Source organism: Sorangium sp. So ce1153, from assembly GCF_051521595.1.
Lineage (GTDB): Bacteria > Myxococcota_A > Polyangia > Polyangiales > Polyangiaceae > Sorangium.
Window position 1 is genome coordinate 3,478,451 of record NZ_CP150361.1, and the last position, 25,042, is coordinate 3,503,492.

The 25,042-nt window shown below is 72.7% G+C and carries 22 protein-coding genes; 6 read left to right on the forward strand and 16 right to left on the reverse strand.

Annotated elements, in window-relative coordinates:
* Positions 1-7: 7 nt before the first annotated feature.
* From WME85_RS12435 to WME85_RS12480, 10 genes are all read right to left on the reverse strand, one after another.
* Positions 8-1,840 (reverse strand): SUMF1/EgtB/PvdO family nonheme iron enzyme, encoded by a 1,833-nt coding sequence (locus WME85_RS12435; protein WP_437837941.1) that lies wholly within the window; start codon positions 1,838-1,840, stop codon positions 8-10.
* Between the two features lie 802 nt (positions 1,841-2,642).
* On the reverse strand, positions 2,643-4,487 hold the full coding sequence (locus WME85_RS12440; RefSeq protein WP_437837943.1) for a DNRLRE domain-containing protein: 1,845 nt from the start codon (positions 4,485-4,487) through the stop codon (positions 2,643-2,645).
* 530 nt (positions 4,488-5,017) lie between these two features.
* Positions 5,018-5,815: a creatininase family protein gene (locus tag WME85_RS12445; protein WP_437837945.1), complete on the reverse strand. Its 798-nt coding sequence runs from the start codon at positions 5,813-5,815 to the stop codon at positions 5,018-5,020.
* 11 nt (positions 5,816-5,826) lie between these two features.
* Positions 5,827-7,524 (reverse strand): benzoate-CoA ligase family protein, encoded by a 1,698-nt coding sequence (locus WME85_RS12450; RefSeq protein ID WP_437837947.1) that lies wholly within the window; start codon positions 7,522-7,524, stop codon positions 5,827-5,829.
* A 193-nt stretch (positions 7,525-7,717) separates the two neighbouring features.
* Complete coding sequence (locus tag WME85_RS12455; RefSeq protein WP_437837949.1) at positions 7,718-9,211, reverse strand: NADH:flavin oxidoreductase; 1,494 nt, start codon at positions 9,209-9,211, stop codon at positions 7,718-7,720.
* A 2-nt stretch (positions 9,212-9,213) separates the two neighbouring features.
* Entirely contained in the window at positions 9,214-10,491 is a 1,278-nt protein-coding gene (locus WME85_RS12460) for an acyl-CoA dehydrogenase family protein (protein ID WP_437837951.1), read from the reverse strand.
* Positions 10,488-11,372, reverse strand: a complete 885-nt coding sequence (locus WME85_RS12465; protein WP_437837953.1) for an enoyl-CoA hydratase family protein — start codon at positions 11,370-11,372, stop codon at positions 10,488-10,490. Before WME85_RS12465 ends, WME85_RS12460 begins: the two co-directional genes overlap by 4 nt.
* 51 nt (positions 11,373-11,423) lie before the next feature.
* Positions 11,424-11,969, reverse strand: coding sequence for a MarR family winged helix-turn-helix transcriptional regulator (locus WME85_RS12470; RefSeq protein WP_436626749.1), 546 nt, complete (start codon positions 11,967-11,969; stop codon positions 11,424-11,426).
* 32 nt (positions 11,970-12,001) lie between these two features.
* Positions 12,002-12,478 carry a RidA family protein gene (locus WME85_RS12475; RefSeq protein WP_437837955.1) on the reverse strand — a complete coding sequence of 159 codons (477 nt, stop codon included), beginning with the start codon at positions 12,476-12,478 and terminating at the stop codon, positions 12,002-12,004.
* On the reverse strand, positions 12,475-13,236 hold the full coding sequence (locus tag WME85_RS12480) for an SDR family NAD(P)-dependent oxidoreductase (protein WP_437837957.1): 762 nt from the start codon (positions 13,234-13,236) through the stop codon (positions 12,475-12,477). The genes WME85_RS12475 and WME85_RS12480 overlap by 4 nt, the downstream gene beginning before the upstream one ends.
* A 206-nt stretch (positions 13,237-13,442) precedes the next feature.
* On the opposite strand from WME85_RS12480, the gene WME85_RS12485 reads away from it, so the two are divergent.
* Both WME85_RS12485 and WME85_RS12490 read left to right on the forward strand, forming a co-directional pair.
* A complete protein-coding gene (locus WME85_RS12485) occupies positions 13,443-15,452 on the forward strand; it encodes a hypothetical protein (RefSeq protein WP_437837959.1) in 2,010 nt (669 codons plus the stop codon).
* On the forward strand, positions 15,449-16,216 hold the full coding sequence (locus WME85_RS12490) for a hypothetical protein (protein ID WP_437837960.1): 768 nt from the start codon (positions 15,449-15,451) through the stop codon (positions 16,214-16,216). The genes WME85_RS12485 and WME85_RS12490 overlap by 4 nt, the downstream gene beginning before the upstream one ends.
* A gap of 124 nt (positions 16,217-16,340) precedes the next feature.
* Here WME85_RS12490 and WME85_RS12495 read toward each other — a convergent pair whose 3' ends face one another.
* The 5 genes from WME85_RS12495 to WME85_RS12515 form a co-directional block, all read right to left on the reverse strand.
* Entirely contained in the window at positions 16,341-16,643 is a 303-nt protein-coding gene (locus WME85_RS12495) for a type II toxin-antitoxin system RelE/ParE family toxin (RefSeq protein ID WP_437837962.1), read from the reverse strand.
* Positions 16,640-16,870, reverse strand: a complete 231-nt coding sequence (locus WME85_RS12500) for a hypothetical protein (protein ID WP_437837964.1) — start codon at positions 16,868-16,870, stop codon at positions 16,640-16,642. Before WME85_RS12500 ends, WME85_RS12495 begins: the two co-directional genes overlap by 4 nt.
* Positions 16,871-16,945: 75 nt before the next feature.
* On the reverse strand, positions 16,946-17,590 hold the full coding sequence (locus WME85_RS12505) for a Uma2 family endonuclease (protein ID WP_437837966.1): 645 nt from the start codon (positions 17,588-17,590) through the stop codon (positions 16,946-16,948).
* Between the two features lie 223 nt (positions 17,591-17,813).
* Positions 17,814-19,211 carry an NAD(P)(+) transhydrogenase (Si-specific) gene (gene sthA / locus WME85_RS12510; RefSeq protein WP_437309361.1) on the reverse strand — a complete coding sequence of 466 codons (1,398 nt, stop codon included), beginning with the start codon at positions 19,209-19,211 and terminating at the stop codon, positions 17,814-17,816.
* Between the two features lie 52 nt (positions 19,212-19,263).
* Positions 19,264-19,791, reverse strand: coding sequence for a tetratricopeptide repeat protein (locus WME85_RS12515; protein ID WP_437837968.1), 528 nt, complete (start codon positions 19,789-19,791; stop codon positions 19,264-19,266).
* A 62-nt stretch (positions 19,792-19,853) separates the two neighbouring features.
* Here WME85_RS12515 and WME85_RS12520 point away from each other — a divergent pair, with 62 nt between their 5' ends.
* The 4 genes from WME85_RS12520 to WME85_RS12535 all read left to right on the forward strand — a co-directional run bounded on the left by WME85_RS12520 (position 19,854) and on the right by WME85_RS12535 (position 24,404).
* Positions 19,854-21,878: a hypothetical protein gene (locus WME85_RS12520; RefSeq protein WP_437837970.1), complete on the forward strand. Its 2,025-nt coding sequence runs from the start codon at positions 19,854-19,856 to the stop codon at positions 21,876-21,878.
* Positions 21,879-21,968: 90 nt separating this feature from the next.
* Positions 21,969-22,733, forward strand: coding sequence for an esterase/lipase family protein (locus WME85_RS12525; protein WP_437837972.1), 765 nt, complete (start codon positions 21,969-21,971; stop codon positions 22,731-22,733).
* Between the two features lie 38 nt (positions 22,734-22,771).
* On the forward strand, positions 22,772-23,338 hold the full coding sequence (locus tag WME85_RS12530; RefSeq protein WP_437837974.1) for a hypothetical protein: 567 nt from the start codon (positions 22,772-22,774) through the stop codon (positions 23,336-23,338).
* A 73-nt stretch (positions 23,339-23,411) separates the two neighbouring features.
* The gene (locus tag WME85_RS12535; protein WP_437837977.1) at positions 23,412-24,404 is read left to right on the forward strand and encodes an adenylosuccinate synthetase; all 993 of its coding nucleotides are present in this window, start codon (positions 23,412-23,414) and stop codon (positions 24,402-24,404) included.
* A 185-nt stretch (positions 24,405-24,589) separates the two neighbouring features.
* On the opposite strand, the gene WME85_RS12540 is transcribed toward WME85_RS12535, so the two are convergent.
* A complete protein-coding gene (locus WME85_RS12540) occupies positions 24,590-25,033 on the reverse strand; it encodes a hypothetical protein (RefSeq protein WP_437837979.1) in 444 nt (147 codons plus the stop codon).
* Between the last annotated feature and the right edge of the window lie 9 nt (positions 25,034-25,042).

The window sequence follows — 25,042 nt, forward strand, 5'->3', positions numbered from 1 at the left end:
CTTCAGCTCACAGGTCGCGCGCGCACATGGCGGTGACGTAGTAGCGCCGCGAGGTGTTCGCGTAGGCAACCTGGTAGTCGGTGGTCTGCTTGAACGCGGCGGCGAGGAAGCTGCCGCCGTGCATGAAGCGCATGCTGGAGCGGTTGTCGAGCCGCGAGCAGTCGTTGCAGGGCATCAGCAGCTGGTAGATGTCGGCGCCGTCGCGGGTGGACTTGTAGGCGTTGCCAGCGAGGTCCAGGTGGCCCCAGCGCCCGGCGCCGTGGGGGAAGCTGCCGACGTCCGTGATGTCCGTGTGCGCGCAGGGATAGAGCGACGGATACGAGGTGATGCAGTCGCCCGCCACGGAGCCGTCGCCCTGGCAGCACCAGGACCCGTCCTGGAGCGTGATATCCGAGACGGTGGCGCCGCCCCAGGGGTACAGGCGCTGCTCGTCGCCGCCGGCGGAGGCGTAGTTCATCTCGGCCTGGGTGGGCAGGCGGCCGCCGTCCCACGCGCAGAAGCCGAACAGCTCGAACCACGTGGCGCAGACGATCGGCTTCTTCTCCTTGGCTCCCGGGGTGTCGCTCCAGGTCGGCCAGCCGTAGGGATCGCAGATGAGCGCAGTCCGGAGCGCTCTTGTGTCGGCGGTGAGCTGCGAGTTCCACGCCGGGTCCCAGCCGCTGTCGGGGATCTTGGGGTGAGCGCCCGCCCCGGCCGGCGGCGGGTTGGCCTGCGTCGGGCCGCCGGTCTGCTCGATGTACTGCCGGAAGCGCCCGACGGTGATCGTGTACTTGTCGAGGTGGAAGTCGCTGATCGTGGCCGGCAGGCTCGGGTTGTTGAGCCGGTTGAACGTGCCGCCGGGGACCGGGAGGGTCGAGCAGCAGTCGTCGTTCCCGTCGACGCCGCAGTTGGCGCCTGCGCCCGGCGTGTTGCTGCTGCAGCTGATCGGCAGGCCAGGCACGCCGCCACCTCCTCCTCCGGCGCCCCCGGCGCCCCCCTCTCCTCCGGCGCCCCCCTCTCCGCCAGAGCTCGACGTCGTGGTGGTGGTGGTGGAGCTGGTGCTGGAGGCCGAGGTGGAGCTGGTGCTGGAGGCCGAGGTGGAGCTGGTGCTGGAGGCCGAGGTGGAGCTGGTGCTGGAGGCCGAGGTGGAGCTGGTGCTGGAGGCCGAGGTGGAGCTGCTCGTCGTGGTGGTCGAGCCGGTCCCCGTGGCGCTGTCGTAGCAAACCTCGAGATACGGCCGCTTATCCAGCGAGCTCTCGCTCGTCCTGACGTGGGTGCGATTCGCGGTCTGCTCGAAAAGCACCCCGTTGTTCGGCACGGCGCCGCTCACCCAGCTCTGCACGATCCCCGTGAGGCTGAGCGTGTGGTAGCCGTAGATGTACAACGCGCTCGCCTTGAGGGTCCCCAGGACCTCGGGATCCCAGGCCTCCGAGTGCAAGTTCCACGTCACCTTGCTCTCGTCCCACGCCCTCGTGACCCGGTGCGCGCGCATCACTTCGGGTGTCGCGGCGCCCATGTGAAGAGAGAGGTCAGCGGAGACGATGAGGGCGTCGCGCGGGATCGACGAGAGATCGAACGCGATCAGCGCATGCATGTGCGCCCCGTTGCTCTCGCCGGCGTACATGTCGCCTCCGGTGAGCGTGGCGTCAGCATGGCTGGTATGGATGAGCGCATCCCTGACCACGCCCGTGTCCCCGGTGCGCTTGAGGGTCACGCAGACCGTCGCCGCCTGCTCCGCCTCACCGATGAGCTCGCCGCCAGCGTCCTGCGCGTCGACGCACCCCGCGAGCACCGCGCCGGAGGCGGCGAGCGAGGCGAGAAGCAGATGCCGGGACCCTCTCACGAACGATCGATTCCTCATGGTGCTCTCCGAGCCGCGTCGCCGGGCGAGCTCCGCCCTCCAGGCCGCTCATGATGCCGTCGCGCCGGAGCGCCGGCGTGCGCGCAGCAAGAAGCCACATCTGCCTGCACGCCGTGAAGCATCGTCTTCTTCATCCGGTCAGCCGTCGGATCGTTTCGTCGTCAGAGCCGCGCGACCGCGCGCGAGCAAAACGATATCAGCGTACGGCTCTCATCGGAATGCGTCAATCAACGAATGGATATTCGCCGTCGAAGACCTGTTGATGCTGTTTGTGGTGCCGGTGCAAAAAATTAATGGCGCTGCGCGAGCCCGTCGTCCTTGCCGAGCATTGCCGAGCATTGCCGAGCATTGCCGAGCGCCGCGGAGGCCTGTTTGGCGACGTTGCCCACGTTTCCGCGTTCGCGTCCAGCGGTCACGCGGAGCGCGCGGGACGGTGGTGCATTTTGTCACTCAGTCCAATCATCGATGGAGGGATGGATGGCGCCCGAGTAGATATGCACGCTTTTGCCTACACGATCGTCTGCGCGCCTGGCTCCGCATCGCCGGAGCTCCAGCGCAACCCGCCGGCGCACCGACGTCGTCCGCCCCGAGCTCGTCCTCGAGCGGCAGCGGAATCAGGCGCGGGCCGCTGGCTCACGGCGGCGCCCGGAGCAGCGCCTCGCAGCGGGCAGCTTTCTCGGCGCGGTGCTCAGGAAGCACGGCATCTCGGCTTGACCATGATGTGCAGCCCGGCGATGGCCGTGCCTTTCGGCGCCGGACGCGAGCTGAAGAGCTCGGTCCAGCGCGCTTTCCCCGCTTCAGCTCACAGATCGCGCGCGCACATGGCGGTGACGTAGTAGCGGCGATCGTCGCTCCGGTAGGAGGCCTGGAAGTCCGTCGTCTGCTTGTACCCGGCGGCCAGGAAGCTGCCGCCGTGCATGAAGCGCGTGTTGGAGTTGTTGTCGAGCCGCGAGCAGTCGTTGCAGGGCACCAGCAGCTGATAGATATCCGAGCCGTCGCGGGTGGCCTTGTACGCGTTCCCGGCCAGGTCCAGGTGGCCCCAGCGCCCGGCGCCGTTCGGGAATTTGCCGACCTCGGTCAGGTCGGACGGGCTGCACGGGTAGAGCGAGGGATACGACGTCTTGCAGGAGCCCGCGACGGTGCCGTCGCCCTGGCAGCACCAGGAGGCGTCGTCGAGCTCGATGTCCTCGACGCTGGCGCCGCCCCAGGGGTAGATGCGCTGCTGGTTGCCGCCGGCAGACACGTAGTTGATCTCCGCCTGGGTCGGCAGCCGGCCGCCGTCCCACGCGCAGAACGCGAACAGCTCGTACCACGTCGCGCAGACGATCGGCTTCTTCTCCTCGGCTCCCGGGGCGTTGCTCCACGACGGCCAGTCCCACTGCTCGCAGATGAGCGCTGTCTTGAGCCCGTTCGTGTCGGCCGTGAGCTTCGAGTTCCACGACGGGTCCCAGCCGCTGTTCGGGATCTTCGGGTGGGCGCCGGCGCCGACGGGCGGCGGGTTGGCCTGCGTCGGGCCGCCGGTCCGCTCGATGTACTGCCGGAAGCGCCCCACCGTGACCATGTACTTGTCGAGATAGAAGTCGCTGACCGTGGCCGGCAGGCTCGTGAGGTTGAGCCGGTTGAACGTGCCCCCGGGAACCGGGAGCGTCGAGCAGCAGTCATCGCTCCCGTTCACGCCGCAGTTGGCGCCTGCGCCCGGCGTGTTGGTGCTGCAGCTGATCGGCAGGCCAGGCACGCCGCCGCCACCGCCTCCGCCCGCGCCGCCCGCGCCGCCCGCGCCGCCCGCGCCGCCTGCGCCGCCGGAGCCCGACGTGGAGGCGCTGGTCGTGGAGGAGGTGGCGCTGGACGTCGCTGTGGTGCTGCTGGTGGAGGAGCTGACGCTGGACGTCGCTGTGGTGCTGCTGGTGGAGGAGCTGACGCTGGACGTCGCTGTGGTGCTGCTGGTGGAGGAGCTGACGCTGGACGTGGCCGTGGTGCCGGTCGTCGCGGAGCTGGAGCCCGTTGCGCTGTCATAGCAGACTCGGAGGATCGGCTGCTGTGATGCGTCGATCTCGCTTGTTCTGAGCTGGGTGCGATTCGCGTCCTGCTCGAACATGATCCCGTAGTTCGGGATGCTGCCGTTCACCCAGCTCTGCACGAGCGCCGTGAGGCTGACCGTGTACCGGGTGGTGTTTCCAACCGCGAAGCTGCCCTCGACCGCGGCGCCCTTGGACGCCGAATGCGAGTTCCAGGTGATCGTGTGCTGATCCCAGGGCGCCGTGATCCGGCGTATGCGGACCGTATCGGGAGTCCATGATTTGACGGACAGGGAGAGGTCCGCCGAGACGATCGTGGCGCCAGCGGGAACCTGCGAGAGGTTGGCTTCCAGCACAGCAGACTGCATGGTGCCTGACGACGCGTGGATGCCGGCATACATGTCCGGTCCCCAGCCATAGTTGGTGGTGGGGCTCCCTTGAAACAGGAATGCATCCTTGAAGGCGGCGGTCCCCTGGATGTCCACACACACCGTCACCGCCTGCTGCGCATCACCGATCTCCTCGTCCCCCGCGTCGTACGCGACGCACCCGGCGAGCGCCGCGCCGGAAGCGGCGACGAGGGAGGCCAGGAGAAGATGCCGAGACCCGCCAATGACCGTGTGATTCCTCATGATACTCTCCGATCCGCGTCGCCAGGCGAGCTCCGCCCGCGAGGCCACATGTGATGCCCCTGTGCAGGAGAACAAAAGCGCGCTCCTGCCAAACCCATCATCCACCTGCGCGCCGCCTCACCTCTCAACAGGTCAGCGGTCGGATCGTCTTGGCTTCGATCGGCACGCGAGGAAAACGATACCGTTTTACGTCTTCAATCGGAATACGTCAATCGCGAACAGAGATTTGTTGTGAAAAGTCTCGTTGTGCTGATTTCTGGTTCGGCACAAACTAGTTAGTATTGCGCTCTTCGCCGGCGGTTGTCGAGCGCTGTTTGCGCTGCCGCTCGCGATGCGGCAGCGCGGCGTGGCGGGCTGGCGGATATTTGCCGACTGGCTGCGTGTGAGCGGGGGCGACGGAGCAGACTCGCTTGCTTCCGCCTACCTGACTGCCTGTCGGACCACTCGGCTGCTCAGCGTGGCTCGGCCGGCCCAGCCACCGCAGTTTTCTCGGCCTGCGGGGCTTTTTGGGTCCGACTTGGTCAGCTGAATTACCTGTGCGTCGCCTGTCCAGGAGGGGAATCCGGAACCGTCGCTCGGGAGAGGCCCTCTTCGACCTCCGTGACGATCATCGTCGCGAGGAGATCGAGCAGCGCGCGGCCCTCGTCCTCGGAGGCCTCGCGCGGAGCGCCGGTGTAGGCGTCGGCCATGCCGAGGGCGCGGAAGCTCTTCGCCCCCGCCCGGATGCCCTCCGACAGGCTCACGCCGAGGTCCGGCAGGCCGAGGGCGATGTCCTTGCGGACGAGCGCGGAGGCCGCGGCGAGGACGAGGGAGGTCTCGTAACGGCCCGCGTGGCAGGCGCCGCTCCGGAACTCGGCGGAGAGTGTCCGCGCCCAGCGGCGCGCGAGCGGGCAGGCCACGGAGGCGCGGCCCGGGGGCAGGTCGACCGTGGCGGCGCGCACCGCGCGGTCGTGCTCCGGCTCGAGGTGGTTGTTGATGAAGCAGACGTGCGACAGGCCCGCCGACAGGTAGGCCTCCGCGACGGCGCGCAGGAAGGCGGTGAGCGCGGGCGCCGGGATCGAGATCGCGCCCGCGAAGCCCGCGGCGAAGTCGGTCACGCCATAGCCGACGGGCGGCGCGAGGAGCGCGGCGACGCCCCGCTCCCACAGCCGCCGGCCGGCCAGCTCGGCCGCGGCCTCGCCGATGAGCGTGTCCGTGCCGAGCGGCAGGTGCGGGCCGTGCGGCTCCACCGACCCGACCGGCACGAGCGCGACGCACGGCGCGCCGGCCGACAGGAGCGCGGCGAGCTCTGCCGTCGTGAGCTCGGCGAGGCGGGGCGCGGCCGGCACGTCCGCGCCCTCTACAACCCCGCCGGGTTCTCGCCGGCGGCCTCGCGCTGGCGGAGGACCTTGCGGTCGGCCTTGCCGCGGTCGTTCCTGGGGACGTCGTCGAGGAAGACGACCCACCGCGGGTACTTGTGCTTGCTCAGCCGGTCCTTCACGAACGCCTTGAGCTCCCCGGCGAGCGCGGCCCGCCCCTCCTCCGTGGCGATGCGGCCGCGCGCGTCGTCGCGCACGACGACGAACGCCTTCGGCTTCACGAGGCCTTCTTCCTCGGCGCCGATCACCGCGGCGAGGCTGACCGCCGGGTGCTCGGCCAGGCACTCCTCGACCTCGACCGGCGCGACCCAGACGCCCCCCACCTTGAGCAGCTCGTCGGCGCGCCCGCTGAACCAGAGGTAGCCGTCGCCGTCCATGCGGAACAGGTCCCCGGTGCGGCACCAGTGGCCGTGGAAGGTGCCCCAGCTCTTCTCGCGATCCTGGAAGTAGCCGATCGCGACGGAGTCGCCCTTCACCCACATCACGCCGGTCTCGCCGGGCGCGAGCTCGGGTGCGCCCGGCCCGGCCGCGTCCGAGGGGAGGATCTTGATCGTGTACCCCTCGACGACGCGTCCGAGCGACCCGGGGCGCACGTCGCCGGGGCGGTTCGTGCAGTAGATGTGGAACATCTCGGCGGAGCCGATGCCGTCGTAGACGTCCGCGTGGAACCGCGCGCGGAAGCGCTCGAGGAGCGCCGGCGGGAGCGCCTCGCCCGCGGAGAGGTGGAAGCGGACGCTGGACAGGTCGAGGCGCGCCTCGCCGCGCGCGGCGCGGGCGTCGTCGTGGTCGAGCAGCTTGCTCATCATGGTCGGCACGTTCGTGACCACGGTCGGGCGGTAGCGCTCGATGTACTGCGCGAGCGACTCCGGCGTCGGCCGCTCGACGAAGAGGCCAGCCGTGGCGCCGACGGCGAGGGGGAACATCAGGTTCGTGCCCGTGGCGTAGCCGAAGAAGAGGCGCGGCACCGAGACCGTGATGTCGTCCTTCCGGTAGCCCACGGTCCGCTTGGCGTAACACTCGGTGTTGAAGGCGAAGTCGCGGTGCGTGTGGATCGCCGCCTTGCTCCTGCCGGTCGAGCCCGACGTGAACAGCCAGATGGCGACGTCGTCGCGCCGCGTGGGGCGGGGGCCTTGCAGGGCGGTCTTCGGGACGAGCGCGGCGCGCCCCTGCGCGAGGGCGTCGCGCAGCGAGATCCCCCGCATCGGATCGAGCGCCGGCGAGACGGCGAGCTCGGCCTCGAGGTCGCCGCCGGTCGGGACCTCCGGCACGAGCACGAGCGTCCGGAGGTCCGCGGCGGCGAGCGCGCCCGTGATCGACTCGGCCACGCGCGGGATCGTGACGACCGCCGCGGCGCGCGTGTACTCGACGAGGTACGCGAGGTCGGCAGCGGGCGCCTCGGGGTTGCCCATCGCCACGACGGCGCCGTGGTTCAGCGCCGCGAAGAAGGCCCACACGAACGCGGGCGAGTCGTGAAGGATGATGAGCACCCGCTGCTCGGGCGCGACGTCCTCGACGGCGAGATGCGCGCGGAGCCTGCGGACCTTCTCGGCGACGTCGGCGTAGGTGTGCCGCTGATCGCCGAAGAGCAGGGCGACCTTGTCGCCGAGCCCCTCGCGCAGCCGGTCGAACAGGTAGTAGTCGGCGAGGTTGAACTCGTCAGGGAATGTCGGTGCGTCCATCGTCACGGCTCCTCTCGCTCACTCGCCCCCAGCCTCCGTCCCTCATCCCCCATCCCTCGTCCCCCTCCTCCCTCCTCCGTCCCTCGTCTGCCGTCCGCCGTCCGCCGTCCGCCGTCTACCGTCTGCCGTCCTCCGTCTGCCGTCGTTCGTGCGCGTGCGCGTGCGCGTGTCCGTTGTTCTCGCCGTCCCCGCGCTAAGCGCGCCCGCCCGCCCCTCGCCCCCAGCGCGGCGCCGTGAGCCGCCGCTTCCCTCCGTCCGTCGTCGCGACGCCCGGCTCGTCGAGCCCCTCGCGGTCCCAGAGCTGGCACGTCACCGGTCGATGGCGCTGGTCGAGCGCCTCGCAGTAGTTCGAGTAGATGCACCGGCGTACCTCGCCGCCCCGCCCGAGGCGCACCTTCAGGAACCAGTCCGGATCGGCCAGCGTCTGCCGCGCGGCCCCGATGAGGTCCGCCTCGCCGCGCGCGAGGATCGCCTCGGCCTGGGCGAACGTGCAGATCCCGCCCGCGACGACGACCGGCGTCTCCATGCCGGCCGCGCGCACGGCGCGCCGGATCTGCGCCTGCTTCGGGATCTGCCGGCCGAACGGCCCGACCGCGTCCGAGAGGGCGGTCGGCATGCACTCGTACCCGCTCGGGCCGGTGTAGGGGTACGCCGCCTCGCCGACCTTCGGCTGCTTCGCGTCCTCGAACTTGCCGCCGGTCGAGAGCGACAGGAAGTCCATCCCGGCGCGCGCGAAGGCGAGCGCGAAGAAGGCCGCGTCGTCGACCCGGTTGCCCCCCGCGATGACGTCGTCGCAGAGGAAGCGGCAGCCCACCGTGAAGCGGGCCGACACCGCCGCGCGCACGGCCGCGTAGACCTCGAGCGGGAGGCGCGCCCGGCGCTCGCGGTCACCGCCGTAGCCGTCCGCCCGGGTGTTCAGCGCCGAGAGGAATGAGGCCATGGTGTAGGCGTGCGCGTAGTGGAGCTCGACCCCGTCGAAGCCCGCCTCGCGCGCCCTCGCCGCGGCGTCGGCGAACAGGCCGGGCAGCGCGCGCGGCAGGTCGCGGATGTGGGGGAGCGCGACGTCGGTGACGCGCTCCCGCTCGCCGAAGCGCAGCGCCTCGAGCTCGCGCGGCGCGAGCACGGCCGCGAGCCGGTCGTCGTCGAGCGCGAGCAGCCGCTCTCGCACCTCGAGCTCCGGCGCGTCGAGGAGCCCCGGCTCGCCGAGCGCCCCGGCGAGCGCGGCCCGGTGCGCGCCGGTTACCTCCAGGAACTGCCGGAGGAACCTGTCCTTCGGCGGGCGCCTGCGGATGCGCAGGAAGTCGATGAGCTGGAGGAACACGCGCGTCCGGCCGCCGCTCCGGGCGCGGACCGTCCGGACGAGCTCCCGGAGCCCCGGGATGAACCGATCGTGGCCGGCGCGGAGCAGCGGTCCGCTCGGCACGTCGCGGATGCCCGTCGCCTCGACCACGAGGGCGCCGGGCTGGCCGTCGGCGAAGCGGCCGTACCAGTCGAGCACTTCCTGCGTGACGAGGCCGTCCTCCGTCGCCCGCCACGGCACCATCGCCGGCACCCACGAGCGCTCGGCGAGCTCGAGGCCGGAGGCGAGGCGGAGCGGCGAGAAGAGGCGCGCGCGCGCCGCCTCGTCCGCGGTCGGGGGCTCGTCGCGGGGCAGCGCGTGGCGGAGCCTCTCCGGCGGCTTCCACATCGCTACGGCGCCCTGCCGGGAGGGGGCTCGTCCGCCGGGAGCTCCGCGGCCGCGCGCTCGAGGACGCCCTTCGCGATGATGAGCTTCTGGATCTCCGTCGTCCCCTCGTAGATGCGCAGCGGCCGGATCTCGCGGTAGAGCCGCTCCACCTCGGTCCCCTCGATGACGCCCATGCCCCCGTGGAGCTGGACGGCGCGGTCGATGATCCGCTGCGCCGCCTCGGTGGCGAACATCTTCGCCATGGCCGCCTCGGTCGAGACGCGCGCCGCCGCGCCGCCCGCCTCCCCCGCCGTGTCGCGCTTGTGGGCCGCGCGGGCGACGAGGAGGCGCGCCGCGTCGAGCTCCGTCGCCATCTCGGCGAGGTAGGCGCGCACCATCTGCTGATCGGAGAGCGGCGCGCCGAACTGCCTGCGGCGCGTGACGTGCGCGATCGCCTCGCGCAGCGCGCGCGCCGCCATCCCGTTCGCCGCCGCGCCGACCGAGATCCGGAAGGCGTCGAGCGTCTGCATCGCGAGCTTGAAGCCGCCGCCCACCTCGCCGAGGCGCGCGCTGTCCGGCACGCGGCAGCCCTCGAAGCGGAGCCGGCCGATCGGGTGCGGGACCGACATCGGCAGCGGCTCCGCGGAGACGCCGGGCGCGCCGCTGTCGACGAGGAACGCGGTGATCGCGGCGCGCCCGGCGCCGCGCCCGCCGGCGTCGCCGCCGCGCTGCGGAGCGGCCGCGCTCGTGCGCGCGAAGACCACGAGGTGGTGCGCGAGCGGCACGTTCGAGATCAGCACCTTCTCGCCGTCGAGGACCCACCCGTCGCCCTCGCGACGGGCCTCCGTCCGCAGCGAGGCGACGTCGCTGCCCGCCTCGGGCTCGGTCAGCGCGAAGGCCCCGATCCGCCGCCCCGAGAGCACGCCGGGCAGGATCTCGCGGCGCTGCGCGTCGCTGCCGGCCAGCACGACCGGGTACGAGCCGAGCCCCTGCACCGCGAAGATCGCGTCGGCGAGCGGCGAGACCTGGCCGAGCGCCTCGCGGACGAGGACGAGCGACCGCACGTCGATGGCGGCCCTGTCCGCGGCGCGGCCGGCGCCCGCGGGCGCGCCGCCGAGCGCCTCGGGGATGAGGTGCGCGTAGAGCCCGAGCGGCTCGCCCATGCGGCGCGCCACGTCGGCGGCGTCGCGCGCCCCGGCGAGCGGCGCGAGCGCCTCGGGGGTGAGCCGCGCCGCGAGCGCCGCGTGGCGCTCCTCGAAGAAGACCGGGAGATCGGCCGAGGAGAGCGCGAGCTTCGTCATGAGCGGGGCGTCGCCTGGCCGGTGGACCTCGGGGTGGGGGCCGCGTCCGAGTCGACGGCGGCAGGCGCCGCGGCGTCGCCCGGGTCGGCGCCCTCGAAGCGCGGCGGGCGCTTCGCCTTGTTCGCCTCGTACGCCTCGCGGAAGTCGGGGTGCGCCATGCAGAGGGCCTGCGCCTGCGCCTCGGCCTCGATCGCGGCGGCGAGGGGCATCGTGCGCTCGCTCTCCAGCATCTGCTTCGTGATCGCGTGCGCGAACGCCGGCCCGCGCGCGAGGCGCTCGGCCCAGTCGCGCGCCGCCAGCAGCGCCTCGCCGTCGGGGACGACGCGGTTCACGAGGCCGATGCGGAGCGCCTCGTCGGCGCCGACGAGATCGCCGAAGAACAGCAGCTCGGCGGCGCGGCCGTGGCCGACGATGCGCGGCAGGAGGTACGAGGCGCCCATGTCGGCGCCGGAGAGGCCGACCTTCGGGAAGATGAACCCGAAGCGGGCGCTCGCCGCGGCGATGCGCAGGTCGCAGGCGGCGGCGATCACCGCGCCGGCGCCGACGGCGACCCCGTTGACCGCGGCGACGACCGGGCGCCGGAGCTCGCAGATGCTCTGGATCAGCGCGCCGGTGACGCGGGTGAACTCGAGCAGCCCCCGCGCGTCGCGCGCGAAGAGCTCGGCGATGATCCCCTCGACGTCGCCGCCCGAGCAGAAGCCGCGCCCCTGGCCGGTGAGCACGACCGCGCGCGCGGCCGAGCGCTCGAGCGAGCGGAAGGTGGCCGTGAGCTCGCCGTAGACCTCGAAGGTGAGGGAGTTCAGCCGGTCGGGGCGGCTCAGCGTGATCTCCGCGACGCCGCGGCTTACCTCGAGCTGGAAGGAGCGGGGGCTGAGGGTCATGGGGCCTCTCTTGGTCGGTTCAATGCGCTTCGGGAAGCGTGTCTCGCGCGGTCAGGGCTTCGTCCGCGTGCGCCGCGGCGGGCTGCGCGCGCCGCGCTCGGCGTGCGCGCGGGCGGCGCTGCCGGGGCGGGACGGGGCCGGCATGTCCGGCTCGCGGAGCGTGGTGCGCAGCTTGTCGAGCAGCCGCGTCAGGGTGGAGATCTCGGCCGGGCTCAGCCCGGAGAACACCCTGGCGACGCGCGCGGCGTGGCGCCGCTCGGCGTCGCGGAACGCGCGCTGCCCCTTGGCGGTCAGGTGCACCCGCCACGCGCGGCGGTCGCTCGGATCGGCCCGCCGCTCGACCATGCCGTCGCGCGCCGCGCGGTCGACGAGCCCGGTGAGGTTGCCCGCCGTGACGAGCATGCTGCGGGAGAGCGACGCGAGCGTCTGCCCGTCGCTGCGCACGAGGTTGGCCAGGAGGTCGAAGCGCGGGAGGGTCATCTCGTGCTCCAGGTCCTCGCGGATCGCGGCGAGCGCGCGCTTGTGGACCGCGAGGATGCGCACCCAGGCGCGGACGGCCGCCTGGTCGCCGCGCGCGCTCTCGGGCGGGGGGACCACGGCGAGCGGCCGCCTCGCCGGCGCCCCGCGCCTCACAGGCCGCCCTCGTCCCGGTCGGGCGCGCCGGGCGCGTGGACCTCGCGGCGCGCCGCGCCCTCGCCGGGCTCGTCGACCGCCGCGACGGCCTCGATCTCGACGAGCGCGCGGGGCTCGACGAGCCCCGCGACGCCGACGAGGGCCATCGCCGGAAAGTGCTTGCCGAACCGCGCGCGCCACGCGGCGCCGATGGCGCGGCGCGCGCTCCGGTACGCGTCGAGGTCGGTCACGTAGACGGTCATCCGCGCGACGTCGCCCGGCCCGCCGCCGGCGGCCGCGACGACCGCGAGCACGTTGTCGAGCGCCCGCGCGAACTGCTCGGCCATGTCGTCGCTCTGGAACTGCCCCGACGCGGCGTCCCACCCGATCTGCCCCGCGACGTGCAGCGTCCTGCCGCGCGTCACGACGCCGTTCGCGTAGCCTCGCGGCGCCGGCCACCCGGCGGGCTGGACGATCGCGAGGCCGCCCTTCACCGCATCACCTGCCCCCCGTCGACCGGGATCGCCTGGCCGTGGATGCCGCGCGCCTCGTCGCTGCAGAGCATCGACACGACGAGCGCGACCTCCTCGGGCTCGACCATCCGGCCCTGGGGCGACATCGCCTCGAGCGACCGCCGCGCCGCGTCCTCGCCGCGGCCGGTCTTCGCGGCGATGCGCGCGATCGCCTCGTCGGTCATCCGCGTGTTCACCCACCCGGGGCAGACGCAGTTGATGGTCACCGGCGTCCGGGCGATCTCCAGCGCGATCGTGCGGGTCATCCCGACCATGGCGTGCTTCGACGCGCAGTACGCGGTCGAGTAGGCGAACCCCACGAGCCCCGCGGTGGAGGCGACGTTGACGACGCGCCCGAACCCGCGCGCGATCATCCCCGGGATGAGGGCGCGGCACAGCGCGAAGGCGCCGGTCACGTTGACCGCGAACATGCGGTCCCAGAGCGCGTCGGTGGTCCGGTCGAACGGCGCGCTCTCGGCCGCCCCCGCGTTGTTGATGAGCACGTCGACGTGCCCGAGCTGGGCTTCGAGCGCGGCGAGCGCCGCCCGCGCGCCCTCGCGGTCGCCCACGTCGAGCTGGACGGCGACGCCGCCGACGGCCGCCGCCACCTCATCGATCTCGGCCTGCGTGCGGCCTGCGACGGCGACGCGCGCGCCCTCGCGCGCGAGCCGCTCGGCGATCGCGCGGCCGATGCCGCGACCTCCGCCCGTGACGAGCGCGATCCTGCCTTCCAGGGACATGCGGAGCACCTAAATCATATATATATGAAGCACAGGCCGAAGTCACCCTTGACGCGGCCTGCCGCGGCGTCCGGTTGTCGAGGGCGGGCGCATAGCGGGCGCGCTCGGCCGTCCCGCGCATAGCGCCGCGCCGCGCCGCGCCTGGCCGGTTGCTCGAGCGCGCGCTCCCGGTCGATCTGGACGAGCGCGTGCGCCACCATCTCGCCATGCGTCCCTCGTTCGCCACGGCGATGATCGCGGCACCGTCGCTCGTCGCCGCGCTGGGCTGCGCCGACGCGGGCCCGAGCGTCTCGTCCATCTGGGTCTCGCCTGCGCAGGGCGAGCTTCGCGGAGAGCGGTTCTTCGACGCGCCGTGGCCGAGCGACCTGCGCCGCGAGGGCGGCGCGGTGCGGCTCGACGGCTACCACAACCCGCGTCGGCTCCGGATCCTCGACGAGTACGTCCGCGAGCTGGACTCGGTCCTCGACGGCTTCTCCCCTGCGGCGGCGGGGTTCCTGCGCTTCGCCGGGCCGATCGACGTCTCCTCGCTGCCGTCGACGCCCGCCTTCGCCATGAGCCCCCTCGGCGCGGTGCAGCTCATCGACGTCGATCCGGGTTCGCCGGCGCGCGGTGAGCGGCGCCCGATCGCGGTCTACTTCCGGCGCGAGGCGGGCGTCTACTGGCCGTCCAATACCCTCGCCTTCATGCCCGTGATGGGCTTCCCGCTGCGGCCGCGGACGCGGTACGCGCTCGTCGTCACGGACGCCCTGCGCGGCGAGGGCGGCGGCCCGGTGGAGGCGAGCCCGGAGCTGCGCCAGGCGCTCGGGATCGACCCGGCCACCGCCGGTGTGGCGACCGCCCGGGAGGCGCTCGCGCCGGCGGTGGACGAGATCGAGGCCGCGGGCGTCGACCGGACGCGCGTCGTTCACCTCGCGGTCTTCACCACCTCCGACCCCACCGAGGAGCTCTTTGCGCTGCGCGATCACCTGCTCGCGAAGGTGCCGCCGCCGGAGGCGCGGCCCGCGCTCTGGCGGCTCGTGAACCACCAGCGGACGTGGGACGAGTACGCGGGCGTCTACGGGCCGTCGCCGAGCTACCAGGTGGGCCGCGCCCCGTACGCGAGCCACGCCGACGGCGGCGGCTTCCGGACCAAGGACGGCGAGCCGGTGATCGCCGGCTACTTCGACCTGCGCTTCTCGATCACGGTCCCGGCCGCGAGCCGCTGCCCCATGCCGGAGGCCGGCTACCCCGTCGTGCTCTACGCCCACGGCACGGGCGGCGATTACCGGTCCTACGTCCGCAGTCACACCGGCCTGGAGCTCGCGCGGCGGTGCCTCGCGGTCATGGGCGTCGACCAGATCTTCCACGGCGCGCGCCCGGAGGCGCCGCGGGATCCAGCGCAGGCCGGGCTCCTCTTCTACAACGTGCAGAACGTGGCCGCGGCGCGCACGAACGCGCGCCAGTCCGCGCTCGACGAGGTGCAGCGGGCGCGCCTCTTCACCGAGTCGCGCATGAAGGTGCCCGCCGGCGTGTCCAGCACGGGGGAGGAGATCCGGTTCGACCCGTCGAAGATCCTCTTCTTCGGGCACTCCCAGGGCGGCCTGAACGGCCCGCTCTTCCTCGCGGCGGACGACTCGGCGCGGGGCGGGGTGCTCTCCGGGGCGTCGGCCGTCATGTCGGTCACCCTGCTCGAGAAGACGAACCCGCCGCCGAGCATCGCGGGGCTCGTCAAGGCGGTCTTCCTCGGGCTCCGGGGCGAGGAGGAGGGCGAGGTGAACGAGTTCCACCCGGCGATCTCGCTCGCCCAGTCGATCGTCGACGTGGTCGATCCGATCCACTACGCTGCGCGGCTGTTCGTCGCGCCCCGCGACGGCTTTGCGCCGAAGAGCATCTACATGACCGAGGGCATCAATCCGGACGGCACCGGCGACACCTACGCGCCGCCGCGCGGCATCGAGGCGCACGCGCTCGCGATGGGCCTGCCGCTGCAATCGCCCACGCAGCGCCCGATCCGCGAGTACGGCTTCGGCGGCCCTCGGCCGGTCGAGGTGCCGCCCGGCGGGCTCGCTGGCAACCTCGCCGGCGGCCGCGCCTCGGGGGTGCTGGCGCAGTGGCCCGTCGCCGAGCGGAGCGACGGTCACTTCGTTGTCTTCGACGTGCCCGCGGCGGCGGCGCAGGCCCACGGCTTCCTCGAGAACCTCGCGGCCGCGCCGCACGGCCGGGTGCCGGCGCCGTGAGCGCGGGCGGCGATCTCGCGTCGCGCGTCGCGGCGCTGCTCGCGCGCGCCGGCGTGGAGGCGCGGCCCGCCTCGACGGGCGAGGGCGCGGGCGCGTGGCCTGCCGGGCTCGCCGAGCCGCCGGACGTCGCGGCGCTCTACGCGGCGGCGGACGGCCTCGCGCTCCCGGACGGCACGTTGCTCCTGCCGCGCGGCGACATCGCGCGGGCGACGGCGTGGCTCGCCGAGGAGCGCTCGCTCGACTGGGCGCCCGACCTCCTGATCATCGGCGAGCGGGAAGACCTCGTGATCGTGCTCGACCTCGACGTGGAGGGCGCGCGCGCCGGGGGCGGGGTGCTGGAGGTGCCGACCGACGGGCTCGCCTCGTTCCAGCGCGTCGCCCGCTCGGTGGTCGGCTACCTGGAGCGGCGCCTCGGCGTCGCGGGGGCCGAGGCCGCGTCGCCGGAGGTGCGCGCGCGCGAGGCGGCGGCGCGACGGGACGTCCCGGCGCTCGCCGACGCGCTCGCGGAGTCGATGTACCCGGGCGCGGAGCGGCAGGCCGCGCACGCGGCGCTCACGCTGGGCGCGCTCCTGTCGGAGCGCGGTGACGAGGCGGCGATGGACGCCTTCGCGCGCTCGGTCGAGGCGCGCGTCGCGGCCGCCCCGCGCGGCGCGGCCGGGCCGGAGCGGCTCGCGGCGTGGCGCGCGTGCGAGATCGCGGCGCGCGAGGCCGGGGCGGAGGCGATCGCGGCGGCGTGCGCGGCGCGGGCGCGGGGCGGGGGATAGGCGAGGGGCAGGCCTTGCGCGGCCCGGGGGGCGGCTGGAGCCTCGAGATCCCCGCGGCCGATCCCGGTTCCATCGCTCCCGTTTTCGGAGTGGTGCTGCGTCGGTGCACCCGAGGTTTCGACGCTCAGCGGAGCCTGGGGGCACGGCCGCGCAGGGCGCTCCACACGGCGAGGACCGTCACGCCGTCAGCGCCGACGACGTAATACAGGTAGTAGCGGGTCTTCTGGAGAACGATGCGCCGCACGTCCCGCAGCTTGCGATGCGGATACGGCGCGCCGGCCATCGGTGCCGTCCGGAGCAGCGCGAGCGCTTCGGCGAGCTCCTCACGAAATAGTCGCGGTGAGCTGGGCCGATTGTTCTTCCACCATGTGTGGGCAGCCTGGAGCTGCGCGAGCGACTGTGGCGAAAAGTGAATCGCCGCCCTCATCCGTCGGCGTCGAGCATGCGCAGCACGTCCTCCGCCGCGATCGTTTCACCGCGCGCGACGCTTCGAGCGGCGTCTTCGAGCGCGTCATCCAGCGCCTGCCGCTCCTCATCGTCGAGCTCGTCGCCCTGGTCGACGATGTAGAGGTGGACCATCGTGCCGTCGGGGAGATCGGTCGATTCATCGAGCTGGATGCGACCGTGCTGTACCTTGGCGACCACGGCAGACATATGCAGCAAAGCCTAGTGGAGGCGCATCGCGCTGGCCAGCTCAGCGTGGCGAGTCGTGGCTGTGGCCGGACCGAGCTACCTGGCGCGCCGCTCCCTGAGCATCGCTCGCCACGCGCGCACCACCGTCGTCTGGTCCCCCGCGCGCTGCGCGAACTGCATCAGCTCCGCGACGTCGAGGCCCGGCAGGAACCGGCTCCGCCCCGCTTCGGCGTAGCCATCCGGACCGAGGACGTGGACGGAGAGCTTCCCCTTCTTCAGAAACCAGACCTCGGGTACGCCGAGCCCGGCATAGACGGAGAGCTTGTCGATCGTCCCGCTCTTCTCGATGACCTCGATCGCGAGCTCCGGGATTCCCCCGTCCTCCACGGTCCCGAGCACGAAACACTCATCCGGCTCCACGCCCCGCTTCGCGAGTTGCCTGCGGACGGTCATGCTGCCGTACCCGCTGAGCGGCAGATCCGCCTCCTCGGCGTAGGCCTCGACGAGGCGGGCCAGGAGCTTCTTCCGCCCTTCGTGTGGTCCGCCCGGGCTCATCAGCTCCAGCACTCCCTCGCAGTAGGTCACGCGCACGCCGGGACGATCGCCGAGGACCGCCAGGAGGGTCTCGTACTCCTCCCACGAGACGTCATGCACGATGAAGAGCTGGTCTTCCGAGCCCTCTGGCGCGACCGTGCCGGCGTGTTCGGCTGGGGGGGCGATGAGCGGTGCAGCGGCGGCCATGACAGCGTGCTCCTCGGAGGAAGTATCACCGCCGTGCGGCGCGCTGGCAACCGCCGCGCGAGCGCTCGCGGACCCGAGCGCTCGCGCGGATCTGCCCCGCGCTGGACGTCCGTGGCGAGCGGCGCCGTCTTGGCGAGCTCCGGTAGGGCTGGTCCCGGGGGGCTCGGGAGCTCCGATCGACGTGTTCATCCCCCACACGCCGATCGAGGCGGCGCCCTCCCCGTCAGAACACGCGCCCGAGCCCGTCGAGCGCCGCGACCCGGTACGCCTCGGCCATCGTGGGGTAATTGAACGTCGTGTTCACGAAGTAGCGAATCGTGTTGTTCGGCGCCGGCTGCGACATGATCGCCTGCCCGATGTGGATGATCTCCGCCGCGTTGTCGCCGAAGCAGTGGATGCCGAGCAGCGCGAGCGTCTCGCGGTGGAAGATCAGCTTCAGCATCCCGACCTGCTGGCCCGTGATCTGCGCGCGGGCCAGCGTCTTGAACGTCGACTTCCCCACCTCGTAGGGCACCTTCTCCGCCGTGAGCTCCCGCTCGCTCTTGCCCAGCGACGAGATCTCCGGCGTCGTGTAGATGCCCGTGGGGATGTCCCGGACCAGCTTGTAATCGGCCTGGCCGCAGATGTGGCTGGCCGCGAACCGGCCCTGGTCGTAGCTCGCGCTGGCGAGCGCCGGGAACCCCACGACGTCGCCGACCGCGTAGATGTGCGGCTGGCTGGTCTGAAAGCTCTCGTTCACCTCGAGCTGTCCGCGCTTGTTCGCCGTGATCCCGACGCTCTCCAGGCCGAGGTCGGTCGTGTTGCCGCTCCTGCCGTTCGCCCAGAGGAAGACCTCGCTCCGGAGCTTCTTCCCGCTCTTCAGCGAGACCACGACGCCCTCCTTCGTGGCCTCGACCTTCTCGTACTCCTCGCCGTTCAGGACGCGGATCCCGGTGTTGCAGAAGTGATACCCGAGCGCGTCGGTGATCTCGTCGTCGAGGAACTCCAGCAGCTTGGCGCGCGTGTTCACGAGGTTCACCGCGACCTGCATGTTGCGCAGCATCGAGGCGTACTCGCTGCCGATGACGCCCGCGCCGTAGATCGTGATGCTCCGGGGGGTGTGATCCATCCGCAGCAGCGTGTCGCTGTCGAAGATGCGCGGGTGGTTGAAGTCCACGTCGTCGGGCCGGTACGGACGAGAGCCGGTCGCGATGACGAAGGTGTCGGCCGTGAAGCGCCGGTGCTGCGTCCCGTCGGTCTCCACCTCGATCGTGTGCGGGTCGACGAACCTGGCCTGCCCCGGGATGAGCCGGACGTTGTTGTGATCGTAGAAGCCCTCGCGCAGGTCGACCTGCTCGTCGATGACGTGGTTCGCGGTCGCGAGCAGCTCGCCGAACGGGTACTCCGGCACCACATCCATCCGCTTGTAGATGGGGCTCTGGTTGATCAGGTTCATGTGGTAGATGGCGCGGCGGAGCGCCTTGCTCGGGATCGTGCCCCAGTGGGTGCAGCCCCCGCCCACCCGCGTGTAGCGCTCGATCGCCGCGACCGATTTGCCGTTCTTCGCGGCCGTCATGGCGGCGCCTTCGCCGCCCGGCCCCGTTCCGATGATGATGAGATCGAAGTGCGGGGTGGTCGCCATCGCGTGTCTCTCCTCCGGGGAACGCCGCGCGCGTCGCGCGCGCCGGCAGAGGCTACTCGAACTGGAGCGGCTCGTCGTCGTCACCGACGCCGAGCATCTCGAGGATCTGGCGCACCTCCATGGCGGCCTCGACCTCCGGGCCCGCGTCGAGGAAGCCCTGCAGGTGCTTCCTGGCGAGCCCGCGGTTGCCGCGGGCCGCGTAGGCGAGCCCCATCGCGTGCATCGCCTCGCCGTCCTTCGGGAAGCGGCGCAGCGCCTCCTTCGCCTGCGCGAGCGCGCCGTCGACGTCGCCGAGCCGCCGCAGCGCGTGCGACAGCGCCACGCGCGCGCCGAGGAAGCTCGGCGCGAGCCGCACGGCGGCGCGGTAGGCGTCGCGCGCCGGCTCGATCTGGCCGAGCTCGTAGAGCGCGTGGCCGAGCAGGTTGTACGCGTACGGGTTCGACGGCGAGGCCTTGATCACGTCGCGCAGCGCCACGAGCGCCGCCTGGAACTGCTCCTCTTGCAGGAGCTCGGCCGCCTCCTCGACGGCCTCCCAGTGAGCGGCGTCGATCGATTCGTCCACCACAGCTCTGAGCACCATGGCCCGCAGTCTAACCAGAATCGGCGCGCCGTCCCGGCCCCCGTCGTGGTACCGCCCGGGCCGTGAGGCGCCCGCCGCGGACCCGGCTGCTCTTGTGGCACGCGAGCGCCGCGCTCCCCGTCCTCGGCGCGGCCGCGGCGTTCTACGGCCCCGCGCTGGCCAGGACGGGCGGCGCGTGGCCGGCGCCGCTCGACGACGTCTACATCCACTTCGGGTTCGCCCGCGCCGCGGCCCTGGGGCACCCGTTCTCGTGGATCCCCGGCAACGGCTACTCGTCGGGCGGCACCAGCCTCACGTACCCCCTCGTCCTCGCGCCCGGGTACCTGCTCGGCTTCCGCGGCGCCTGGCTCGGCCTCTTCGCCGCGCTCCTCGCGTGCGCCGCGCTCCTCGACCTCTGCCGCTCGCTCCGGCTGCTCCTCGAGCCGCGCGGGCCCGGCGCCGCCTCCTCCCGCTGGGTCGGCTGGGTCGCGCCGCTCTTCGTCGTCGCGGTGCCGCTGCTCGACTGGAGCTGGTTCTCCGGCATGGAGGTCGCCCTGCTCGGCGCCTTGCTGGGCCGGGCGCTGGTCGCGGTGCGGCGCGCCGAGCTCGCCCCGCCGCCGCGGCGCCCGGCCGAGCAGCTGCGCGCGGGGCTGCTCGCCGCGCTGCTCGTGGCGACGCGGCCCGAGGCGATCGCGCTCGCGGCGCCGCTCGCGGTCGCCGTGGCCCATGCGGCGGGCTCGCGCAGCGCGGCGGCGGCGCTCGCGCGCGCGTCGCTGCCCACCGCGCTGCTCCTCGGCGCGCAAGCCGCCGCGAACCGCGCGTTCACGGGCGAGTGGGGCGCCGCGGGGGCGGTGCGCAAGCTCATCCTCTCGAACCCGTATCCCGCGCCGCTCGAGAAGGCGGTCGAGGTGATCAAGAACCTCGCCGCGCTGCGGGTGCAGGCGCTGGAGAGCGCGCTCGGCGGCCCTTCCTGGGCGTATCTCCTGCCGCTGCTCGGCGTCGTCGCGGCGCTCGACCGGCGCTCGCGGCGCCTCGCCGTGCCGCTGCTCCTCGGCGCCTACGGGTCGCTGCTGCTCGTCGCGCTCAACGCGACGGCGCGCTACCAGAACCTCCGTTACGCCGCGCCGGCGCTCGCGATGCTGCTCGTCGCCGCGGCGCTCGGGACCGAGGCGCTCGCGCGGCGCGGGCGGCTCGCGGCGGGCGTGGCCGCGGCGCTCGCGCTCGCGGCGCTCGCCGCGCCCTCGCCGTGGTTCGCGCGGCAGATCGACCATTTCGCCCGCTCGTCGGCGAACATCGCCGGGCAGCACGTCGAGGTGGCGCGGCGGCTGGCCGCGCGCGCGCCGCGGCCGCGGCGGGTGTTGCTCGGCGACGCGGGCGCGATCCCGTACCTGTCGGGGATCCCGGCCATCGACGGCCTCGGGCTCGGCGGCTACCGGGGCATGCCGTTCGCGCGGGCCTCGGTGCACGGGGTGCCTGCGGTGGTCGAGCTCATCGAGCGGCTCGACGCCGCCGAGCGGCCCGACGTCTTCGCCCTGTACCCCTCCTGGTGGGGCGGGCTCGCGGACGTCTTCGGCAGGCGCGTCGACGCGGTGAAGATCGAGGACAACGTGATGTGCGCCGCGGACGAGAAGGTGATCTACGAGGCCGACTGGTCGGCGCTCGCCCCGCCCGGGGAGCGCCGCGCCGAGGCCGTCGACGAGGTCGACATCGCGGACCTGATCGACGAGCGGGCGCACGGCTACGGCTTCCCGTCGCCGCGCGGCGGCTGGGTCGTCGGCGCCGTGCTGCGGGACGGCGCCGGCGGCGCGCCGCGGTTCGACGCGGGCAGGCTCATCCCCGAGGGGCGCGAGCAGTCGTTCGCGATCGGCGCGGTCGCCGGCGGTCCTGCCGTGCTCGCGCTGCGCACCGACGGGGGCGGCCCGATCGCGCTCGGCGTGGCGGTCGGCGGCGCTGGCGACGAGGCGCGCGTCGAGGTGCCCGAGCGCCCGGCGGATCGCTGGTCGGAGATCCGCGTGCCGCTGCGCGATGTAGCGCCGGGCGATCTCGTCCGGATACGGTCGATCCAGGGGACTTTCCGCAGCTTCCATGTGTGGCTGCTGCGGCCGTGACCGGCGTTCCGCGGCCTCGGCCGCCCGCGACACAGCGCGGCGGGAGGCCACGGGGACGTCGCGCGACGGATCCATGGTAAGAGCCACCGCGTGGTGAAGTGGCTCCGTGCGGCGGCCCTCGCGGCGACCGGCAGGGAAGTGGCCTCGTTTGCGAGGCAGGCGGTCCTCTTGCCGTACGACACCCTCGCGCCGGTGATCCCAGCCGGGACGCGCGACGGTGACGACGTGGTGATCATCCTGCACGGCCTCTTCGCGTCCGCCGGTGTCCTCCGGCCGTTGCGGACGGCGATCGAGCGCCATGCTGCCACGTCGCGGGCGCCTGGCCGGCCGGGCTCGGTGCGCGCCGAGCCCTCGGCGGGGTCGGTCCACACCGCGACGATGTCGTACGCGCCTGGGCCGGGTGTCGAGGTGCTGTCGGAGCGCCTGGCGACCATCGTCTCCGCGCTGCCGGGCGGGGTGCGCCTGCACCTCGTCGGCCACAGCATGGGCGGCGTCGTGTGCCGCTTCTTTGCGCAGGAGGTCGGCGACCCTCGGATCGTGCAGACCATCTCGATGGCGAGCCCGTTCGGCGGCATCCCGCGCGCCGGGCTGCTCGGCTTCGGGGGCGCGCGCGACCTCGACGTGTCGAGCCCGATCCTCCGGCGCGTCCTCCTCGGGACGGCGCGGTCGAGCGTCCCGCACCTGTCGATCGTCGCCGGTGCCGACACGCTGGTTCGCTCGCCGATCGCGCACGCGTTGCCGGGCGGCGAGGTGCGGGTGATGGAGGCGCGGGGGCACAACACGCTCCTCTTCGACCCTGAGGTGGCGACCCTCGTGGCGCGGCGGATCGTCGAGCGGCGGGGCGGTGCGCGCTGACCTATCGCCGCTCGGCGCTTCGTGGTAGCTCGCTCCGCGTGCGCTCGCCGATCGCCTGCCTCGTCGCCCTGGGGGCCCTGCTTGCCCCGCTCGCCTGGTCATCGCCTTCGCGCGCGGACACGTCCGCGTGGACCTTCTTTGGCGCCGGCGCGGTCGGCTGGAAGCAGGGCGACAGCGATCTCGTCTTTGACGGCGCGCTGTCGTTCGACATCGGCGTCGGGACCACGCCCGACGCGCCCATCATCGTGGGCGGCCTGCTGCGTGCGACGCCGATCCTGGACAGCGGGATCGATCTTGCGTTGCTCGCGCGGGTCGCGACGCGCGGCTTCCAGGCCGGCCCGCTCGGCCTGGCCCTCGACGTGGGCGGTTACCAGCGCTTCTGGGGCCCTGGCTCCACCGGCGTCGCCGGCGCGCTCACGCTGGGGGGGCCGCTCGGGATCAGCCTGTCGCTGCAGGGGAGCTACGGGACCGACGATGCCATGGCGTTCGGCGCCGTTGCCGGCATCGACCTGCTGCGGCTCACCGTCTACCGCCAGTCGCTCCTGCCGCTGTGGCCCAACCCGTTGCCGGCGCAGGACCGCGGCCGCGACGTCGCCTGGCGCTGATGGGTGCGCGCGAGAGGCTCCTCTGCGGGGGGTACCTCACTGTACGTTCAGGCATCCGGGAAAAGCGTAATGCGTGTCGCTGCCGGAAGCCGAGTCGGATCGCGCGCACCTGATCCTGCCGTATCACCCGCTGGTCGACTCGCTCCGCGAGGCGGATGGGACGCGGCCCGGGACGACGAAGCACGGCATCAATCCGTGCTACGAGGATAAGGCGGCCCGGGGCGCGGCTCGGCGACCTGCGCGACATGAAGCGGCGGCGCAGCTCGCCTCGCGCTCGATCGAGGCGTGGACGCCGACCTTGCGCGCGCTCGGCGGCGAGCCGCCGTCGCTCGACGCGATGATCGAGGAACTCACCCCGCTGGCGAAGCGCATCACGCCGCTGCTCGCGGACACGTCGCAGCTCATCGACGAGGCGCTCCGCCGCGGCGAGCGCGTGCTCCTGGAGGGGGCGCAGGGAATGCTGCTCGACATCGACCACGGTACGTTCCCGTTCGTCACGTCGTCGTCGGCGATCGCCGGGGGCGCGTGCGTGGGCGCCGGGGTCGGCCCGACGCGCATCCACCGAGTGCTCGGCCTGGCGAAGGCGTACTGCACGCGGGTGGGCGAGGGCCCGTTCCCGACGGAGCTCGGCGGTCCGCTGGGCGAACGGCTGCGGTCGGTCGGCAACGAGTACGGCTCGGTGACGGGCCGGCCGTGGCGGACCGGGTGGCTAGACCTGCCGGCGCCGCGCTACGTGGCGCGCGTGAACGGCCTCGACGGGATCGCGCTCACGAAGCTCGACGTGCTGACGAGCATGCCGGAGCTCAGTGTGTGCGTTGCCTGCGACAGCCCCTCGGGGCGGACGCGGGAGTTCCCGATCGACGAGATCGCGGCGGCGAAGCCGGTGCTCGAGCAGGTGGCCGGTTGGAGTGAGCCGCTCGACGGCGCCCGCTCGATGACGGAGCTGCCGGCGGCGGCGCGGCAGTATGTGGGGCTGGTCGAGAAGGAGACGGGCGTGCCGGTCGACGTGGTGTTGGTCGGCGCGGACCGCGAGGCGACCATCGTGCGGCGCAACGCGTTCGCGTGACGAGGGGCAGGCCCCCGGCTCACCGGACCGAGCGCGATGCCCCTCCGCCCCGTCCGCGCGTCCTCTGGCGCGCGCGGACGGGGCACTGTTTCAATCGATATGCTCCGAGTCAGCCGGACGAGACCGCCGTTCGTGGTCCGGTGAACGATGCAGCGGATCCCTCGATGACGCATGCCCTCGGCGTCTCACCAGTTCTCGCTAAAGACCACCGCGTCGACCACCGCCTCCAGCGTAGAGGTGCGCTCGCACCACGCTTTTAATTCTCCCTCCTCCCGCTCTGTCACGAGGACGATATAATCTACTGCTGGTGACCACCGGCCCTGATAACCGCAGGAGCCGATTGGGTTCGGCTCGCCTCCCCGCAGTGCGAACACATCAAGGGATGTGTCGCGCGATGGCCGCCCCCAGACGAACGTGGTGTCGCGTTGCTCAGGATTGAGCATCAGTCGTCTGGACGCGGCGCCATCCATCGCTAGCCACACAACGAGCGCCTCGTCCGATGCGCGGCTGCGGACACTCACCGTCCTCAACATGAAGAAATGTGCCCACATCGCCGTGATTGCAGTCGCCACAAGCAGGGCGCGCACGGCAGCTCGACTGGAAATTAAAGAACGCGATGTGGGGCTCATCCGCTTGCT